The sequence below is a fragment of the Marinomonas sp. 63XJN7_9_ISO-PGPR-S23-217 genome, assembly GCF_056173515.1.
The window spans coordinates 4420881-4439767 of the sequence record NZ_CM149678.1; the positions used below are offsets into that span (position 1 = coordinate 4420881).

16 protein-coding genes, 1 tRNA gene and 1 pseudogene are annotated in these 18887 nt (G+C 41.9%); 7 read left to right on the plus strand and 11 right to left on the minus strand.

Translation table 11 applies throughout. From position 1 onward, the window contains the following. Positions 1-28: 28 nt before the first annotated feature. From AC0VYI_RS20670 to AC0VYI_RS20680, 3 genes are all read right to left on the minus strand, one after another. The gene (locus AC0VYI_RS20670; protein WP_475445261.1) at positions 29-1465 is read right to left on the minus strand and encodes an amidase; all 1437 of its coding nucleotides are present in this window, start codon (positions 1463-1465) and stop codon (positions 29-31) included. A 128-nt stretch (positions 1466-1593) separates the two neighbouring features. After that, positions 1594-2835 (minus strand): MFS transporter, encoded by a 1242-nt coding sequence (locus tag AC0VYI_RS20675; RefSeq protein WP_475445263.1) that lies wholly within the window; start codon positions 2833-2835, stop codon positions 1594-1596. Between the two features lie 262 nt (positions 2836-3097). Beyond that, the gene (locus AC0VYI_RS20680) at positions 3098-4066 is read right to left on the minus strand and encodes a helix-turn-helix domain-containing protein (protein ID WP_199478731.1); all 969 of its coding nucleotides are present in this window, start codon (positions 4064-4066) and stop codon (positions 3098-3100) included. A gap of 429 nt (positions 4067-4495) precedes the next feature. Between AC0VYI_RS20680 and AC0VYI_RS20685 the strand changes: the two genes are divergently transcribed. After that, the gene (locus AC0VYI_RS20685) at positions 4496-4921 is read left to right on the plus strand and encodes an Arm DNA-binding domain-containing protein (protein ID WP_475449838.1); all 426 of its coding nucleotides are present in this window, start codon (positions 4496-4498) and stop codon (positions 4919-4921) included. A gap of 284 nt (positions 4922-5205) precedes the next feature. Then, positions 5206-5610 (plus strand): annotated as a pseudogene (locus tag AC0VYI_RS20690) (tyrosine-type recombinase/integrase); the annotation flags it as partial. A 27-nt stretch (positions 5611-5637) separates the two neighbouring features. On the opposite strand, the gene AC0VYI_RS20695 reads toward AC0VYI_RS20690, so the two are convergent. The 5 genes from AC0VYI_RS20695 to AC0VYI_RS20715 form a co-directional block, all read right to left on the minus strand. After that, positions 5638-7896, minus strand: a complete 2259-nt coding sequence (locus AC0VYI_RS20695) for a hypothetical protein (RefSeq protein ID WP_475445265.1) — start codon at positions 7894-7896, stop codon at positions 5638-5640. Further along, entirely contained in the window at positions 7893-9038 is a 1146-nt protein-coding gene (locus tag AC0VYI_RS20700) for a hypothetical protein (protein WP_475445267.1), read from the minus strand. The genes AC0VYI_RS20695 and AC0VYI_RS20700 overlap by 4 nt, the downstream gene beginning before the upstream one ends. A gap of 49 nt (positions 9039-9087) precedes the next feature. Further along, on the minus strand, positions 9088-9585 hold the full coding sequence (locus AC0VYI_RS20705; RefSeq protein ID WP_475445269.1) for a hypothetical protein: 498 nt from the start codon (positions 9583-9585) through the stop codon (positions 9088-9090). Between the two features lie 234 nt (positions 9586-9819). Continuing rightward, a tRNA-Ile gene (locus AC0VYI_RS20710) sits at positions 9820-9896 on the minus strand. A gap of 183 nt (positions 9897-10079) precedes the next feature. Further along, positions 10080-10601, minus strand: coding sequence for an isochorismatase family protein (locus tag AC0VYI_RS20715; protein ID WP_475445271.1), 522 nt, complete (start codon positions 10599-10601; stop codon positions 10080-10082). A 108-nt stretch (positions 10602-10709) separates the two neighbouring features. Here AC0VYI_RS20715 and AC0VYI_RS20720 point away from each other — a divergent pair, with 108 nt between their 5' ends. Next, the gene (locus AC0VYI_RS20720; RefSeq protein ID WP_475445273.1) at positions 10710-11663 is read left to right on the plus strand and encodes a GlxA family transcriptional regulator; all 954 of its coding nucleotides are present in this window, start codon (positions 10710-10712) and stop codon (positions 11661-11663) included. A 1-nt stretch (position 11664) separates the two neighbouring features. On the opposite strand, the gene AC0VYI_RS20725 is transcribed toward AC0VYI_RS20720, so the two are convergent. Continuing rightward, the gene (locus AC0VYI_RS20725) at positions 11665-12507 is read right to left on the minus strand and encodes an AraC family transcriptional regulator (RefSeq protein ID WP_199477503.1); all 843 of its coding nucleotides are present in this window, start codon (positions 12505-12507) and stop codon (positions 11665-11667) included. A 124-nt stretch (positions 12508-12631) separates the two neighbouring features. On the opposite strand from AC0VYI_RS20725, the gene AC0VYI_RS20730 reads away from it, so the two are divergent. After that, complete coding sequence (locus AC0VYI_RS20730) at positions 12632-13162, plus strand: peroxiredoxin-like family protein (RefSeq protein ID WP_475445276.1); 531 nt, start codon at positions 12632-12634, stop codon at positions 13160-13162. Positions 13163-13232: 70 nt separating this feature from the next. Here the strand turns inward: AC0VYI_RS20730 and AC0VYI_RS20735 are convergent, their stop codons facing one another. After that, positions 13233-13964, minus strand: a complete 732-nt coding sequence (locus AC0VYI_RS20735) for a GntR family transcriptional regulator (protein ID WP_475445277.1) — start codon at positions 13962-13964, stop codon at positions 13233-13235. 237 nt (positions 13965-14201) lie between these two features. Between AC0VYI_RS20735 and AC0VYI_RS20740 the strand changes: the two genes are divergently transcribed. From AC0VYI_RS20740 to AC0VYI_RS20750, 3 genes are read left to right on the plus strand one after another with little or no spacing between them, the layout of a single operon-like run. Then, positions 14202-15020: an amidohydrolase family protein gene (locus tag AC0VYI_RS20740; protein WP_475445279.1), complete on the plus strand. Its 819-nt coding sequence runs from the start codon at positions 14202-14204 to the stop codon at positions 15018-15020. A 32-nt stretch (positions 15021-15052) separates the two neighbouring features. Then, positions 15053-16354 (plus strand): SLC13 family permease, encoded by a 1302-nt coding sequence (locus AC0VYI_RS20745; RefSeq protein WP_475445281.1) that lies wholly within the window; start codon positions 15053-15055, stop codon positions 16352-16354. A 53-nt stretch (positions 16355-16407) separates the two neighbouring features. Then, the gene (locus tag AC0VYI_RS20750; RefSeq protein WP_475445282.1) at positions 16408-18303 is read left to right on the plus strand and encodes a methyl-accepting chemotaxis protein; all 1896 of its coding nucleotides are present in this window, start codon (positions 16408-16410) and stop codon (positions 18301-18303) included. Between the two features lie 113 nt (positions 18304-18416). Here AC0VYI_RS20750 and AC0VYI_RS20755 read toward each other — a convergent pair whose 3' ends face one another. Next, entirely contained in the window at positions 18417-18830 is a 414-nt protein-coding gene (locus AC0VYI_RS20755) for a GNAT family N-acetyltransferase (protein WP_199477509.1), read from the minus strand. Between the last annotated feature and the right edge of the window lie 57 nt (positions 18831-18887).

Below are 18887 nucleotides of genomic sequence, written 5' to 3' on the forward strand. Positions count from 1 at the left end.
TCAACACTTAAGATCTTGGATGATAGGATTAACGACAAGCGTTTACAGGAGGTCTGTTATTCCACCAGGGTTGAAGTTGCTCTAATTGTGCCGCCAAGGCCAACAAAGTAGCATCTTCGCCAAAGCGTCCAACAAAATGCGCACCAAGCGGCAAATTATCTGGTGTCCAGTACAAAGGTACCGACATAGCAGGCTGGCCTGTACCATTGAAAATCGCCGTATATGGTGAGTAAGAATGGCTTAGTTGGATAAACTCTTCGATTGATTTGCTATCGTCTTGCAGATTCAGCTCACCAATTTTTACGGGGGAACGGGTCAAGGTCGGCGTAAGAAGCACATCATAATCCTGCATAAAGTTGGCCATTATACGGCCTAATCCATGCATATAAGTCACCGCATCCACATACTGCACGGCGGAAACACTGCCTTTGTCGCGAATAATAATGCGCGTACTAGGCTGAAGAGCCTCATCCGACACAGGAGATCCGCTCATATTACCAATCATTTCTACGTAGCTTTTGACACTCGGTCCAATAATGTCAAACGCTCGATCAAAGAAAGTCAGTAGATCAACAGGAAGTTTAGCGGTTGTAACATGGTGACCTAACGCCTCACACAACTTAGCCGCATGCTGCTGTGCTAAGTTTGCCTCTTTAGAATTAGGCCAAGGGGACAAACTATCGATCATTGCAATACGAAGTGGACGAAGCGGTTTACTCAAAGACGAGACAAACGATTCTTCTTGGTGGGGTGCCGCATAAGGCGCTCCTAAGTCGCTTCCAGCGGCGACATCCAGTAACCCAGCACTATCACGAACCGACAAGGTCAACGCATGAGCAATACTCATACCCGCCCAGCCTTCACCTACCATAGGGCCAGATGGTACCAAGCCACGAGTGGGTTTTAAGCCGAAAATACCACAGCAAGAAGACGGTACACGAATAGAACCACCTCCATCGTTACCATGAGCAAACGGCACCGCACGAGCAGCCACCAACGCCGCTGAGCCACCGCTTGACCCCCCACTGCTGTGCTCGGTATTCCACGGATTGCGGGTCGGTCCAAATAGGCTCGACTCAGTGGTATAAGAGGTACCGAACTCAGGTGACGTTGTTGTCCCCACAAACACACAGCCCGCTCCGCGTAAACGGCTGGTATGATTGTCGTCTATTCCCAAACGCACACCACCAACAGCAAAAGAACCATTGGTGGTTTTGGCCTCTTTGATGGGTGCAAATAGATCCTTCACCAACGTCGGAATTCCCATAAAAGGCCCATCAGCGTATGTCGCTTCTCTGGCAGAATCATAGAGTTTTTCCGCGATGCCATTTAGGCTCGGGTTCACTTTTTCAATTCGCTCAATACAAGTTTCCAACAATTCTTTTGGCTGAACTTCTTTTTGTCTGACCAGGTTTGCTAACGCTGTGCCATCATAGTTGTCTAATAGTTCATGAAAATCACTCATTTTATACCCTTACCATCTAATGTTGATGGCGCTGATCTCACAGCGCCATCCTATTGCTGTATGTATTTTACTGATGAACTCACACGCTAGTTCACTAACGCTGCGTGCTTATTAACGCCAAATATCGATTAAGCGGCTGTTTTACCATCGCTCAGTATGGCAGGTTTTTCTCGAGAAAAAATCCAAACAACCACCCAGAAAGCAGCCAAAGCAAAACCAAAGTAGCCCATATACGCTACGCCAATATTGATACTCACACCTGTTACAGCCAAGATAAAACTGACAACCAAAGGACTGACAAACTGTCCTAAATACAAACTTGACGTAAAGCCACCGATACCACGGCCACGGGCATGTTTTGATAAGCTTTTCATTACAGAGGCCATCACATTAGGCACTAACAAACCGGCACCCACGCCATGTATGACCACACCAAGTAGCATCATTTCATAGGTTTTAGAGACAGAAAGTATCCAAAGCCCAAGGCCAAGTGTGCCAAACAAAAGAACATTACAGCCATTAATACCAAGCATCTTACGACATAGAGTCCAAATTAAAGACCCAACTAAGGTGGCTAATAGAGCGATCCCTGCTGTTGAACCAATTTGTGTTGTCGAGGTAATACCAATATGTACCTGTAAAATCGGCGCTTGAATGGTTTCTACAAAGACTAAAACCATACCAAAGAAGATCATCAAATAACTAATAACCAGAGAAACGACATTCATTCCTTCCTCGTCATCGGAAGAAACCGCTACCTTTTCAGCCTCTCTTGCTTTCTTCGCTGGCTCCCACAGTACCTTTATCATAAGAGGCACTAATACAAGAGGTAGCAAGTACAAGAAGAATGGCGTACGCCAAGAGTGCTCGCCCATGGCGCCACCTATTGGAAAGAACACCGCTCCCACCACGCCAATGGCGATAACCTGATAATTGACAAACCTCAGTCGCTCATCATCCCGCCAATAATCGGCAATCAAAGTCGTACAACAGGTCATAATGGTGGCTTCCGCCAAGCCAAATAACAAGCGAGACAACACAATATTAGGAAGGCTATTAAGAAGCGCTGGTGCCATCCCCAAAAAAGCATAAAGAACGGTGGCGATGATCAATAGATTTTTACGGCCCACTTTATCGGCTAGCCAACCGGCTAACGGGGCAAACACGGCAATAGCTAAAGCGGGAATCGAAATCGCTAAGGGGATCAATACATCGGCATGAGCCTCTACGGGCCCAAAATGGGCTCCCAGCTTAGGGATAATCGGTGCGATCATCACAGAGCCAACAATGGTCAAGCTACTGCCTAATGCAATAACCAAACCTTCCCGCCGACCTGCGGGCGCGTGTTGAGAAGAAGTCATATTAGACATGGGCCTTCTCCTTCAACTTAACATTCAGAGAAAGGGAATTCAAAAAAGATCGAAGAGAAAAAGAAGAGAGAGGCCCAAAAGCGGATCTCTCTTTACTTTCATTCATTGCACTCGTATGAAGTGAATACATCATCGTTTGCTCCTATTGTGTTTTTGTAATGTCAATTTACATTACAAAAAGGAGACGATTAGGGTTATCCGTTATTAGCAAAAGTGATGTAAAGAAGAAAAATAAAATCCGCAGTCAGGCGCACAATCCAAATTAAACATAACGTTTTTTTAAAGTATCCGAAGGTAACTCACCAAACAATTGACGATAATCCCCCGCAAAACGGCTCAAATGTAAAAAGCCATTTTTCGCTGCCGCATCCTGTACAGAAGCGACATCAGGTGACAATAATAAGTCACGATGCACCGCATTAAGCCGAAGAATGCGTAAATAGGTAACAGGGTTGATACCCAAGGTTTCTTGAAAACAGTATTGCAACTTACGTCGGCTGGCCCCTATCAGGTTACAGAGCTCAAAAATCGTCGGTGGCTCATCCATTCTAGACAACACGTAATCCCGCGCCCTGTCTACAACTCGCTTACGCGCAGTTGGATCGATCATCTGAGGCTCTTCCTTATCCACTATTTCCAACAAATGCTGAAAAATAGCATCACGAACACCTAAGCGCACTGGTTCATGGCTCAAAAAATCCAAACTACCATTCGGTGTCATCACCGTATCTAACAAACCCACTAACTCTCGCGTATTGTGACAAGGCATTAACCGATGACAATAGGCCTGATCGGTAAAATCAAAAGAGATTTTCTGCTCCTGCAATACCTGTTGAAACAGGCTCGTTGGGACATTAATGACAACGACATCCGTATTTTTAGGCGTCTTTAGTTCAGGTAAACAGCCGTGGGATACTAATAAGTGAGTAAAATCAAAGGCATGTCCATCACAGTAAAACGCCTCATGTTGCTCCATCATTGGCACACTAAATGAGACGAAGCTCGCATCCATCACCCCATTTTTTACCACTTCCTGATTGACCTTCTCACGCTGAAGTAGCATTCCTTCCAAGGATATTTCCGTCAAACTGCCTTCAAAAGCACCAGACGAGATCTGATCGTAATCCGCTTCCCAACCGTTAAAATTATTAACATGCTCTTCAACATCATTGGATTGCAAAGTGCACAAAAAAGAATCAGCAAAGGTACTATTAGTAACAGTTTTAAGCATAGAACACCTTTATTTATGGTTATTATTGAACACTTAACAACCAATGCAAAGGCTATACCCAGAACGCACCACAAAAGAAACTTTGCCAAAAACGGATAGTCCTTAATGCCCCCCCAAAGACAGTTAGCATGCCAAAACAGATAGAAAAATGCTGAAAAACACCTGTTTCAGACTTTGCTTTATGGGAAGTGATATCAAAGAAATATAGATTATTAGGACAATGGGACGTCATTTTAAAAATAAAAAAGCCCTAGCAAATACTAACCTGCTAGGGCTTATTTTATATGGTGGGCCTGCCCAGACTTGAACTGTGGACCTGCCGATTATGAGTTTTAATCTCGTTTGATTTACCTAAGTACACCCAGATTGATAAAAATATGTTTATATATAAAAATCAATATCTTAAAAAAGAGCAACCAATGACAACGCATTAAAGATGAAAAAGTAGAAGGACTGGTTTTAGAGGTTTTACCCTCTGGAAGAAAATCATTCAGGGTTTATAAACGGGTAAAAGGCCAACCCCCCGTCAATGTCACCCTTGGACAATACCCATCACCCCCGATTGAAAACGCGCGTAAGTTGGCTCTATCGACCTTGGAAAAGATTGCTCACGGCATCAATCCTAATAAACAAGCAGAAATAGAAGCCCAAGCCCAAATAACACTCCACGAAGTGTTTCATGACTACCTATATCGGAAAGAACTTTCTCAATCCAGTTTACATGGCTACAACCATATTTTTAACACCTACTTAAACGACTGGCACACTACGCCTATAGCCAACCTTACAGAGACAATGATTAAAGATTCGAGAGTCTCTCATACACTAGTCGAGCACAAGCCGACTATTGTATGAGAGTACTCAGAGCCTTGTTCAACTTTGCTCAATTCGAATATAAAGACAGCCAAGACAGACCAATCTATCTGTACAACCCTGTCAAAATTCTAAGCCACAAAAGGCAATGGAACCACGTACCACGTAAACAAACACGGTTAACCCATATGGAGATAAAAAAGCTTCTTGAGACATTAGAACTCATGAGACAAGAAACCGATCCATTTACCTTTGCTGTATGCGATTTTGTTGAAATTGCTCTATTTACTGGGTTAAGAAAATCATAGCTACTCTTCTTAAAATGGGAAGATGTGGACTTTAGCGAGCAAAAATTTGCGTTAACAGAAACAAAAAATGGAGATATGCTTGAACTCCCTATGAGCAATCATCTGCTAAGCATTTTCTTGCGAAGGAAACAGTGTACAGATAACAATTATGTATTCCAAGCGGAAAACGACCACGGCTACATCCGAGAGCCCAAAAAGGTCATTCAAAAAATTTCCGAACGATCAGGCATTGTCTTCACGTTGCATGATCTAAGAAGAACCTTTAGCAGTGTCGCAGAGCAGTTAAGAGTGGGGACTTACACCCTCAAGCGACTGCTGAATCACAAGACAGCTAGAAATGATGTTACGGCTGGTTATACTATATTAACTGCAGAAGAGCTTAGAAAAGCATGTTATGAAATAGAAAATAGGCTTCTTAATTAAGCATTAGGAAGCCTAGAAAAGTATAAACTAAAATAAGACAGGTTCATCACTTTCCATTAAAATTATTTTTCTATTAATATAATCCTTCAACATCCAAATCATCGGATACTTACTATCATCAATAGTTAGATCATTAAAATCTGAAAGATAATTCTTTTTAATTTGCATTTTTTTGAGGCATAGAGCCAATAATATTTCAGGAAGCCCTTTTGAATCATTCAGCGCAGGGTTCTTTATCATCCTCTCTATTAAAGATCCTAAAATTCTACTACTTGAATCGTCAGCACTATAATCTAACTCTCTCGGCTTTGCAGCCCTAATTATTGATGCTTGTATAATACCCTCATTAAATCTATCAAATAAAAGCGGATCCAATTGCTTAATTATGTAGCCATTTCCAAGTGGAGTGGCACCATTTTTTGAAACTGTTCTAAGTCTCTGAAGCACCGATGCTATTGTGAAGTAAACAGTTGCTTGATGAGTAAATTTGGATCTGTTATCTGTACTATTCCAAAAAGCAAAAGTAGGCCCTAAAACAAGAGGTTCTCCAGTTGGTGAGTCTATAAAAATCTGATCTCCCATGCCTCTTGATTCAGATGAAGATGAGGAAACCAAAAAGTCCATACGTTTATCTATAGTCCTTGAAAGATGCTCTTTATCATTATACATAGCTTTCAATTCTTTTAAAAACTCAACCTCTTTACTCCAGCTATGCTCTCTAAACTCGTTTATAGGTAGAAGGATCTTTTCAACAGAGAAAAAGTGATGAAATCCATACAGCCCTTCTGAAAACCTTAAATCCATTTGAAGCTTATTAAATTCTTTTTCACTATTATACTTAGAAAAACCGACAATATAAGTTATTGGAATATCACTATAATCTCTTAGTTGCCTACTAATATTCAGTAGCGACTTACCTGATTCTATTGAACCTGCAACAACAACTATACCCTTATCAGGCTTATAACCATCATCAAGCTTTCCACGAAAAACTTTAATACTTAATCCTAAACCACCCACTATATTATTTATTTCATCTGCCAATTCCTTAGCACCTGAGTCATTACAATGCAAAATACAATCAGTATTTAGAGGAAAGTTTCTTTTAACTAGAGAAGCTAGCTTAATTTTAAAAGCTTCCTGTTTAATAATCTCTTCAACATCAACAAAGAACTCAGGAGTTGGATTTTTAGATCCATCCACGCCATCATATAAGCATTTAAAAGAACTTGTATCCTTATATCTTGATATCAAACCTTTTAGGTTGAGATCAGAATCCGCAGCTACAGGTAAATATTTCTCTGTCCTAGGGGTTTCAAAAACAAACTTACTCTTATTCAAAGGTATTGGGATAGAGTACTCATGATGACACATTCTACAATCAGACTCATCGTACGAATCAAAATAATTAAAATAAGACGAGTGATATCTATCCCTAAACCTCTTGAAGTCTATTAAAACTCTATGACCATCATTATTAACCTGTGTCATAATAAGAGAAACATAGGATGCCTGCATCAGATTAACATTAGCTCGAAGCTTATTAAGCAAACCACTACTTGTTGATGCGGATATTAAAACAAGAGTTTTTGAATCTGACTTAAAATTATATTCATCAATTCCGCCATAACTACCAAACGAATCTATCGCAATATCATTGACGCTACTGCTAAATGTTCTCAGTACATTTGAGAGCTCATATGCCAAGGGATATATACCAGAAGTATCAACATATATTTTGTCAATTTCTTCAGGAATTAACTTTAATAAATTAATAGCTATAAATATAGTTTCTGAAGAAGACTCTAAAATATTCTTAACATCTAAGAACTTTGTAGTATGCTTACCAGACGGTTTAACGAAATGAATATTAGAATGAGCTTCAATAATCAAATCACGATTAACGACTAAGTTAAACAAACCAAAATCCAAAGCTGATTCTATATCGGATATGGACAATTCTGGATCATCTTTTCCAAAAGTAAAAACCTTGAACGCACCCCTAGCCTCAAAAAAACAAGTATGAAAAGATATCTCCTGAAAACTATTTATTCTATCTTTCAGCTTTTTCTGTGCATCTAAATTGAAAATCTTTGAATTAACATCTTCACTATTAACATCGAGAGTCAAAAAGAGAATATTTTTACAGAAAATATTATTTTCAAAGAAGTCAGAGACCACATCTAAAAAATAATCATAATTAAACGATCTGCCTGAATAAAAACAAACCAAAAACTCAGGATTATTTTTCTTAAGCTCCATCTTATAAATATAATAATCTCTCATTGAACAGGCACCAAAATACTGTAAGCAACACCTTCGACAGGCATGAACTTGTTAAAATTTTCTTTCTGCTTCGACATCTCGTCATATAAAAAAAGTGAAGTATTACTATCTTCCACAAGAGGATTTGAACAGAAGTCTCTATATAAGCTTACTCGACCAGATCGTATAGATATGAAACCCTTTCGATCAGACAATAAGCTTCTCACATTAAAAAGCCCCCGCCCAACCCCTTGACTGTTAACTTTAGAAGTTTCACCTTTTGAAAATGATCTTCTTATAACATCAACTTCATCAATTAAATCAACATCAGCTTCACGCTTCCTACTAAGAGTTTTAAAAATCCCCTCTCCAGAATCGAATATTGATATCTCTAATAGGTGTAGAGTATCGTTGTTTTCACGAATCTTTTCTAAGTAATCTGTTACTGGTGTTTCGTCACCACCAATATCACTGCTTTTAATTTTTTTGTTGATAAGCTTATACTCAACAATCAATGACCTTACAGATTTCTTAGACTTACCAGTGTACAGCTCTATTTTTGCATGCTGCTCAGTATTTTCTATTAGCTCATAAATTGCTTGCCCCAGACCATCGACTTGCCCTGAATTAAAAACTCTTTTAGATGGAGTTACTGCAATAATCCTTCGAATAAGGCTTGAATAATAATCACTTTTTCTTAGAATCACAGACTCTTCCGGTGAATAAAAGCATGATGGAAAAGCATATCTTTTAATCGAATGGTCAACAGCAAACATTTGGAACGTATTTCCACTTCTAAATATTTTCTCGTTCAGTCTTTTTTGTAAATTAAGATTTATTCTAGTCTTTAGCTCAGACTCTATTTTCAGACCATTCTCATCTTTATCTTTTTCATATACGCTGTCCGACATAAGAATAGATGTCAAATTTTGGGGAGAGCTTAGTAGTCCATCAATCGCGCCGTCTTTAGACGAATCGAAATTATAAAACTTTATTTTTTTTCTATTATTTCTTTTAAGAACTGTTATAAAAAACTGACATGCTCTAGAAAGAAGACCGATTCTAAGCACTTTATGATTAATAGGTAAATTAAACTCTTCAGAATCTAATGACTCATATAAGCCCTCAAGCTCATCATTTGTCAAATCAGATGGAAATCTCATAATAACTCCATATTTAACAGAGGAATCTATTAAAACATTTAAAAATAAATCAAGGAATCAAATCTAGATGAACGGCTTCGTTCATTGCAAGGTCACTGGATAAGCCACCACGGCTAAAACTAGATTCATTTATGTTCCCTACAGTTAGGTAGACATATGAAAAATCTTTATTTCTACTCATAGCGACATATGAATTGCTCTGATCCATGCCAACATCTCCGTATACAAATGTACTTCCATCTACTGTAACACCTTGAGAGCTATAAACAGTCAATGCGTATGCATGACACAGGTAAGCTCCCTTTTCATCAGCGTAATCTGAAGCTAAAAATGACAACAAACGCCCATCATCCGCCTTTACTGTTAGTTCGTCATCAAGATCTTTTGTTGATCGAATTGTGGTGATAGTCCCCAATGTACCATTAGATACTTTCAAATCTCTATAGTCATTGCGACAAAACTTAGTAGAGGCTACCCTAACCTCGGATTCATTAGAAAGCTTAATTGAAAAAGTATACTCAAAAGAAATATTAGATAACCAATACAAGTCATCAAAACATCCCTTATGGCTACTATATGCTATCAATCTTGAGGATATGTTTGAGCAAAGAGAGAGGCTATCCACAAAAGATCGGAACAAAGAAAGAGAGGAGCGCTGGTTCTACAAAAAAGTAAAACCGAATATGTCTTATAAAGAGGTACAACTATCAGAGATCAATGATGGCTACGGCACAAACAAAAAAGCCCTAGCAAGTACTAACCTGCTAGGGCTTATTTTATATGGTGGGCCTGCCCAGACTTGAACTGGGGACCTGCCGATTATGAGTCGGATGCTCTAACCAACTGAGCTACAGGCCCTAAATGCGAGGAAGATTATATCGATATGCGTCGACCTTGCCAAGGAGCAACTGACATTTTTATGCAATAAATCTACGAAAGTCATTGATTCTCTGGCGATTTATTAACCACTCGCTTTTCTGCATTAGAAAATGCCTGCGAACACACAGTCTAAAACGCTTATAAGCGCTTCATGCTGTGATATTAGTTAGGACGTTCGAAGGCGTACTTCAGATCCGTAAATTTGACTTTTGTCTTGATCGCGTCCAGAGCAATTAGATGCAGCAACTCTTCACGAGTCGTGCAGGCATCCGACAGAATGCTAACTTGATAAGGGTCGGCATCATCTGAAATAGCAGTATGCGTCACACAGTTTTGCGTCATCATGCCGCAAACCACCAGACGATCTACTTCTAAATCGTTTAACAACTCGGTTAAGTTGGTGTCTTGGAAAGCGTCAGCATGTTCTTTGGTGACGATGGGGGCATCTGGTGCGGCGTCTAGAATGGCTTGATGAAGTTTAACGCCCTGCGTCCCCGCCACAAAAAAAGGCGATTCCTCATCCGATACATGCTGAACCAGTACAACAGCGGCATCTTGTTCTTTTGCTGCATGGATAGCGTTTACTATCTCGTTTAGTGTGTTGTCAGCATTCCAAAGTGGAAACTTTCCATTGTCGAAATAATCGTATTGTGGGTCGATAACTAATAAGGCAGTACGGCTCATTTTACTCTCCTATTGATGGTGAATTCATAGGATCTCAAAAAGATGGATTCCATTGCAGTGTCAAATTTGCCATATTAAGGGCTTAAAATGACAAAGTGACTTTTCCCTATGACACAGTATCATATTGCGGTGATCGTCTATAGAGATTGCCTCTTATCCGCTGCGTACGGTTTTGCTGAAATATTCGAGCTAGCTAATGAGGCCTGCGAGGCTGCCAACCTTCCGATTCATCTGACAACCCATAGCCTAGATGAAAACGACATCCTCGTAGCAACGGAAGATCCGCAACATAAGGAGGCTTTCCATGCCATCTTGCTGCCCCCCAGTCTAAAGCAAACGAGCTACAGTAAAACGAACCCTCTGATTAAGGACTTTTTAATCCACCAGCATAAGCATGGCGCCATACTGTGCAGCGCTTGTGCGGGGGCGTTTTTCTTAGCGGACACAGGGATCACGGATAAACGAGTGATGACGACTCACTGGGCCCTGGAAAGTGCTTTTAGAGAGCGCTTTCCTCATCAACCAGTGGATGCCTCTAAGATTCTGATTAATCAAGGGGATATTATTACGGCGGGGGGAATGATGTCTTGGCTCGATTTGGCGTTGGAATTGGTGCAAGCCTTGACCAATACACATATCGTACGTCAGCTTGGCAAAACCTTGGTCATCGACACGGGCAAAAGAGAACAACGCTATTATCAGCAGTTTCAGCCAAGTTTTGATCATGGTGATGGGGCGATTCTAACGGTTCAGCACCATTTACAAGGACATTATGCACATGTTCAGCGTACGGACACGATGGCACAGCTGGCCAACCTTACCCCCAGAACCTTTTTACGCCGCTTCGCTAAGTGCACCGGACTGAACCCAAATGAGTACTTACAGCGTCTGCGCATTCAAGTGGCCTGCGATACCTTGGAACAAACCACGCTACCGTTTGAGACCATTGCATTACAAGTTGGCTATGACGACGTTGGTAGTTGCCGCAAAGCGTTTCGCAAAATAACAGGGTTAACACCTAGTGCCTTTCGTCAGCGGTTTGTATCGCCAATACCCCATTGACTCAAAGGCGAGCTTGGCGACCAATATCACCCGGCGTTACGCCAATGACTTTTTTAAAGGTCCGACGAAAAGCCGCTTCACTTTGATAGCCCAATTCATCACTTAAAATAGCGAGGTTTCTGTCGCCATTTTTTATCCGTTGCGCTGCGAGACGCATACGCCATGATGTTAAATAAGCCATAGGCGACATGCCCATCGTACTTTTAAACAAGCCACTAAATACCGAGCGTGACATGCCAGCTTTATCGGCAAGGCTAGCCACCTGCCAAGCTTGCTGAGGTTGTTCATGGATGGCAACGATTGCCCGTGCCAACCTTGCATCACTTAAGCCTGCTAATAAGCCCAATTCGATTTTTTGATATTGTATAAACAGTCTAAGCATTTGCACTAAATAGGCTTCGGCTAATCTTTCCGTCACCACTTGGGAGCCACAACGAGGCTGTAAACTTTCAGTGAGTAATATGGTTTTCAAGGGCGACAACTGCTGAGCAATCTCATCGCCTTTGTCGATTTTCACCCATTGCCATTCTAAGTCCAACAATGGATTAAGTGCTTTTGTGGCGAAATCAAATTCACAAACGAATAATGTACTTTCACCCTGTATACCTTGGATAAGGGATACACTGAGATCCTGCCCCGTCGCAAGCCACACACCATCACCCTCTTTCAACTCGGTTCGGCTATCCCCTTGCGCGGTTAACGAAATCTCCCCAGTCACTAGGTAAAGCCAATAGCTTGAATCAGCAGATAAGGCCAAGTGTTCCTTTTGACGAATGAAATGAAGAACACTTATCGAAGTCGCCTTAGGGCGAAAAGCACTTAGTACCGATGAAAGACGATCCATAATGATTTACCTTTAAAATAAAATACGATCTGCAACATTTAAAACATAATCAATCATCAACCGTATCACATTTCATCATAGACTGTCCTCATCAAAACCAACATCAAATTATGAGGTAAGCGAAATGGTCGTCCTAAAACCAAGAACAGCAACACCAGATCTCACTATTGATACTCTAAAAGGGTCTTGGTCGCTTGCACAACAAGCGCCAGAAAACTTCACCATGGTAGTTGTTTATCGTGGTTTACATTGCCCTATTTGTAAAAATTATCTGAGAGAGCTAAGTCGCCTAGCGGATGACTTTAGCGCGAAGGGGGTGGATATTCTCGTACTGAGTTCCGATACAGAAGAAAGGGCTACACAGGCATCAAGTGAATGGGAGATTGAAAACCTAACGATGGGTTACGGCCTTACCGCTGAACAGTCTCAAGCTTGGGGATTACACAGAAGTGCTGGACGAGGCATCACCAGCATTGGCATTGAAGAGCCTAGTGAGTTCACTGAACCAGGCTTATTCTTAATTCGACCTGATCACACTCTCTATTGGAGCAACATCAGCACCATGCCTTTTGCTCGCCCACACTTCAAAGAAGTACTTGGTGCAATTGAATTTGCCGTTAGCAATAACTACCCAGCACGTGGTGAGCTTGTTTAACCTCTAAACTCTTTTCACTGTTATAAAAAGACCGCCTATTGTGGCGGTCTCTCATAACAATTAGTCAGTATTAATTGATTTCTATCTGATAACGAAACGTATCGGCAGAGCCTCGCGACACACGATATTCGATGGGGGTTTTATCGAACCCGAAAGCAAGACGTTCAATCACCGCAACAGGATGCCCTGTTTCAATTTTTAAAGCACTTGCCGTATCGTCATCCGCACATTCTATGGTTAAGGTTTCCGTTGCCGATGCGACCAGTAAGCCACAGTGCTTTTCATAAAACGGATAGAGCAAGCTGCCGATCTCATTACTATCAATATCCACTAAATTGGCAAACAACATTTCAGGCAACCAAATATCCTCTGTTAGTACGACCACGCCTTTTAGAAACCGCAGTCGCTTCAGGTGAATCGCTAATTGATTCGGTTGCAAATTCAGAGCGGTGCTCGCCTCTTCAGGCGGAACTTGTAGTGCTTTTAACAGAATAAGGCTCTCAGGGACAATAAAGCTACCGTCAGCAGGCTGCTGTCGGAAAAAGCGGAATAGAGAGGTATTAAAATCGGGGCGTCGCACAAAGGTTCCCCGTCCTTGACTGCGATAGAGCAATCCGTCGTTCACTAAGGTATCCACCGCTTTACGAATGGTACCAATGGCCACACCATATTGCTTGGTTAACTCTGCTTCTGTTGGAATCGCGGTATCAGGCAACCACGTTCCTCGACTGATTTTCTCAAGAATTTCTTCACGAACTTGTCGGTAGAGCGGTAGTCGCTCATCACGCTTTATAAATGCCATAACCGTACCTACGACCTTGAATCTGTGTATTTTAGTCTTAGAGCCGATAAGCGTCTATGACTAAATCTTATCTCAGACACTCACCTTTTAACGCTTCATCGAATAATAAATCATCTATTTCATATATATGAATATTGACTTGATCAAAACACAGACCTATAGTCACAGCCTAATTCATATATATGTTTATAGAAAAACGACATAGCATACGTTATTTTTACCAAATGAGCCTTTTTTATGAGTCACTCTTCTTTGCCCATTACCGGTATAGACACCCATGCACATATTTTTCGTAGCGACTTACCGTTAACGAAAAACCGTCGCTACGCTCCCGAGTACAATGCTCTAGATACTGAATTTATCGAACTTTTTCAGCGCCATCACTTTTCACACGGTGTGTTGATTCAGCCAAGCTTTTTGGGTTCCGACAACCATTTCATGGTTGAAGCACTAAAAGCACACTCTGAAAAGTTAAGAGGCATCGCTGTTGTTGAACCCAATATAAGCGACTGCGAATTAGATGAATTAGCGGATGCCGGCGTCGTCGGTATTCGACTAAACCTGATAAAGAAAACACTAGCAGAGTACACCACCCCCGTGTGGCGAACCCTGTTTGGTAAATTGGAAAAAAGAGGCTGGCAAGTCGAGATACAGCGTGAAATTGATGATCTTCACCACATTTTACCCATTATCCTCGACTCAGGCGTGGACGTCGTCATCGATCACTTCGCCCGCCCTACCCATGGTATTCATGTTGATAATCCAAATCATCTCGCGTTCTTACAGTTGTTGGAACACGCGCCCATTTGGATCAAACTGTCTGCTACCTATCGGGCGAATGCCACACTTGAACAAGCCAAGGAGATGTTAAGTCTATTGCGAAAAGCTTATGGTCATTCAGACCGCTTTTTGTGGGGCAGCGACTGGCCACATACACAGTTTGAAACACGAACTCAGTACAGTGATCAAGTCGATATCGTTAATGCACTGCTAAGCGATCCTGACGAACGCCGAAAAGTTCTTGTAGAGAACCCGACACGCTGTTTTAAGTTTTAAACATTCGATAGAAAAAGTTAGGAATTATAACAATGATAAGCTTATTAGTGGTTGGCAGCATCGTGCTTGCCATCGTCCTTGGATATAAAACTCGAATTAATATCGGCCTTTTCGCAATTGCTTTCGCTTATTTGATTGGTTGTTTTGGCATGGGCTTATCGCCAACGGCCATTATCAAAATGTGGCCCTTAAAAATCTTCTTTATTATCTTCTCTGTCTCGCTTTTCTACAGTTTTGCCACCATCAACGGCACACTAGAAAAGTTAGCGGAGCATTTAATGTATCGTTGCCGTCGTTTCCCTCATCTTTTGCCTTACGCTATTTTTATTACAACATCCATTATTGCCGCGTTGGGCGCAGGCTATTACACAGTATTAGCCTTCATGGCTCCGATAACCTTGTTACTTTGCCAAAGAACAGGTATGAGCATGATTATTGGCGCAATGTCAGTCGGTTACGGCGCACTAACGGGTGCCAACTTTATGTCTAGCCAGAGTGGAATTATCTTCCGTAGCATCATGGCAAACGCTGGCGTCACTGATAACCAAGCCTTTGTGAACTCCATTGGTATTTTCGTAAGTACTTTGATCATTCCATTTTTCGTTATCACGGCGCTGATTTTCTTTACGAAACATCGCTCATCTATGGCAAGCTCAGACTACCAAGTAGAAAAACCAACGCCCTTTAATAGCGTACAACGTCAAACCTTAACGTTGACCCTTGTGATGATGGCCTTGGTGTTGATTGCTCCAATCGCACATTTGATCGCACCTGCCAACCATACGATTACCTTCATTAATTCAAAAATGAACATTGGCTTAATCGCCAGCGTCTTTGCTGTGATTGCTCTATTACTCAAGCTAGGCGACGAGCGTAAAGCGATTGCCTCGCTTCCTTGGGGCACTTTGATTATGATCTGTGGTGTAGGAATGCTGATTTCTGTAGCCATCAAAGCGGGCACCATCAACTTATTAGCCTCGTGGATTGGTACTTCTATACCGGCTTATTTAGTGCCTGTTGCCTTTGGTGTGGTCGCCGCGTTTATGTCGCTATTTGCCAGCACGCTAGGGGTGGTTACGCCAGCCTTGTTCCCTATTGTGCCCTCTATTGCGCAAAGCTTATCCATTGATCCTATGATGTTGTTTATCTGTATCGTTGTGGGCGCTCAAGCAACCGCTATTTCGCCTTTTTCTTCAGGTGGCAGCCTTATTTTGGGTGCTTGTCCAAATGAAGAAAGTCGCAGCAAACTGTTCCCACAGTTACTATTTCGTGCGGCGCCAATAGGCTTTATTGCCGCCCTAATTTATAATCTTGTCATCACCTTCGTAATTTAATTTATCGACAAAACATGACGCTATCTGCGTCATGTTTTATCTGGAGTTTTTTAATGTCCCTTTCTCTACGCACTCGCCTATTGAGTGTCAGTATACTCTCACTGGTTATCACTACAGGGTATCTCGTATCAGAAACTGCCTCATCCTTAACGGAACAAATGCACAACACCCTGCTGTCGGACATTAGCCATACGGCCAATGCCTATGGTAACAATGTAAGTGACTGGTTGGACAGTCACAAAAAAAACGCTGCATCACTCGCACATACACTTGAAAACCATCCTGATTTATCTCCTTATCCGGCCATCCATCAAGCCTATGAGTCTGGGGGATTTTCCATCGTCTACTATGGTAACAATGATGGAAAAATGTATCGCCAAGACCCAGCATTAGATGCACAGCGTCCAGATTACGACCCAAGACAAAAAAGCTGGTACAAAGAAGCCATGAGTGTTGGTAAAGCGGCGACCTATGGCCCGACGATGAGTTCAACAACGAAAGAGCTCTCTATTCGTTTGGCCGCACCCGTTTATAAACAAGGAACCTTATTTGGTATCGTTGGTGCCAATCTAACCTTGAACCAATTATCCCAACAGCTTGCAGAAATGACCATTCCAGGCAATGGTAAAGCCATGATTGTCTCGACTAAAAATGACATTATTGCTGACCCTAACCCAGAGCAGGTGATGAAAAAAGCGGCATCTATTTCTCCCCTTTTTACCTCTGCTTCTTTAGAAAAGATGGACGCTGAAAACACATTGGAAGAAGCGGATCTCAATGGTGAAACCGTCTTTACCTATGTCCATAGAATTCCCAATACTGATTGGTTGTTGGTCTTTAGCATGGACAAGAAGATGCTAATGGAACATGTGTACAGTGTTATTACGCGTCAGTTAGTTATTGCCGCGATCTTGATCATCGCCTTTATCGTCTTCTTGTATTGGTTATTTAAAGTATTATTCAGTGATTTGAATCGTGTCTCTACTGCCTTGCAAGAAATATCAAAAGGAAAAGGCGATCTACGGGCTCGTATCGAAGTCAAACACATGGATGAAATCGGTATACTTGCTACTGGGTTTAATGACTTTGTTAGCCATATGCATGGGGTAGTTGAACGCCTTAAAGGCATGTCTAATAATCTGGCTGTAGAAGCGAAAAACGTTGCTCATTCTGCAACAGAAAGCGCCTCTCGAGTGAATACGCAACAGCAAGAAATTGATATGGTTGCGTCTGCGGTTACTGAAATGGCCACCGCGACGCACGAAATTGCTGGCAATGCCGAACAAACCGCAAAAGCTGCTACCGACTCTGTTAAATTAGGTGAAATGGGCAGCCAACAGGTTCAACAAAGTCGCAACTCGATTTACGAACTGGCTAATGAAGTCAATCTCGCGACAGAACAAATTGCCGCTTTGGATCATCATGCCCAGCAAATCAGTGGCATTCTTTTGACCATTACAGGTATTGCTGAGCAAACCAATCTATTGGCACTTAACGCAGCCATTGAGGCGGCCCGTGCTGGGGAACATGGCCGTGGCTTTGCCGTCGTAGCGGACGAAGTACGTACCCTGTCTCAGCGCACCCATGCGTCGACAAAAGAAATTCAGAAAATGATTGAACTGCTGCAAGAGCAAACCACGAAAGCCGTGAAGTCCATGGAAAACAGCAGTAAAAAAGTACAAACCAGTGTACAAGATGCGGATGCAGCCACGGAATCATTGAAAGAAATCGCCAGCGCCATAATCAGTATTTCTGACATGGCCACTCAGATTGCCACCGCCGCGGAAGAACAAACCGCCGTAACAAATGAGATCAGCCAAAACAGTGAAGTCATTCGTCAAATGGCCACACAACTGGCACAAGAAAGCAAGGTTGGTGAAGATCAGTCTAAACGTTTAAACCACTTGGCTAGCCAAGTAGATCACGAAGTCGGACAGTTTCAGATTTAATGCTCGGCCCTAAACGGACTAAGCACGCGTATTAAACAATAGATCCCCAAAGCACCATGGCTGGCTTGTCATGGTGCTTTTTTATTGGCGACAGCTTTTTATTAGCAACCTCCCTAGGTTAAATCCTCAATATTCGTTAGCACCCAAGCACTGTTGTGTTGAGTAAAGCCGACTTTAGGGTAGTAGTTAACAGCCTGAGGCGCCGATAACAGAATCAGTGAACATTTCGGTTGTAACGCTTCTTTGGTCATGCGGATAAGGGTTTTACCAATACCGGACGCTTGGACTGCTTCATCCACCGCCAAATCGGATAAATAACAGCAGAATGCAAAATCCGTTACGGAACGCGCCACTCCCACCAATTGCTCCCCTTGCCAGGCCGTAATTAAAAGGTTGGCATATTTGAGCATGGTTTCAACCGTTTCCACATCCTGAATCGGTCGACGGGCACCTAAGGTCGTTTTGGATAACAGCTCGATAAACTGAGCAGCGGTAATAGCCTGATTCACCTTGTATTTAATGGTCATTAAAGACGCCCTCGCATCAGCATGTAAAGTCACAGCATAGAAGATTTTTAGCACGAG

Coding starts and splice junctions, on each gene's coding strand:
- AC0VYI_RS20670 (WP_475445261.1), bottom strand. CDS start 1,465: ATGAGTGATTTTCATGAACTATTAGACAACTATGATGGCACAGCGTTA.
- AC0VYI_RS20720 (WP_475445273.1), top strand. CDS start 10,710: ATGACACAGTATCATATTGCGGTGATCGTCTATAGAGATTGCCTCTTA.
- AC0VYI_RS20715 (WP_475445271.1), bottom strand. CDS start 10,601: ATGAGCCGTACTGCCTTATTAGTTATCGACCCACAATACGATTATTTC.
- AC0VYI_RS20680 (WP_199478731.1), bottom strand. CDS start 4,066: ATGCTTAAAACTGTTACTAATAGTACCTTTGCTGATTCTTTTTTGTGC.
- AC0VYI_RS20695 (WP_475445265.1), bottom strand. CDS start 7,896: ATGAGAGATTATTATATTTATAAGATGGAGCTTAAGAAAAATAATCCT.
- AC0VYI_RS20755 (WP_199477509.1), bottom strand. CDS start 18,830: ATGACCATTAAATACAAGGTGAATCAGGCTATTACCGCTGCTCAGTTT.
- AC0VYI_RS20745 (WP_475445281.1), top strand. CDS start 15,053: ATGATAAGCTTATTAGTGGTTGGCAGCATCGTGCTTGCCATCGTCCTT.
- AC0VYI_RS20735 (WP_475445277.1), bottom strand. CDS start 13,964: ATGGCATTTATAAAGCGTGATGAGCGACTACCGCTCTACCGACAAGTT.
- AC0VYI_RS20700 (WP_475445267.1), bottom strand. CDS start 9,038: ATGAGATTTCCATCTGATTTGACAAATGATGAGCTTGAGGGCTTATAT.
- AC0VYI_RS20675 (WP_475445263.1), bottom strand. CDS start 2,835: ATGTCTAATATGACTTCTTCTCAACACGCGCCCGCAGGTCGGCGGGAA.
- AC0VYI_RS20730 (WP_475445276.1), top strand. CDS start 12,632: ATGGTCGTCCTAAAACCAAGAACAGCAACACCAGATCTCACTATTGAT.
- AC0VYI_RS20750 (WP_475445282.1), top strand. CDS start 16,408: ATGTCCCTTTCTCTACGCACTCGCCTATTGAGTGTCAGTATACTCTCA.
- AC0VYI_RS20725 (WP_199477503.1), bottom strand. CDS start 12,507: ATGGATCGTCTTTCATCGGTACTAAGTGCTTTTCGCCCTAAGGCGACT.
- AC0VYI_RS20740 (WP_475445279.1), top strand. CDS start 14,202: ATGAGTCACTCTTCTTTGCCCATTACCGGTATAGACACCCATGCACAT.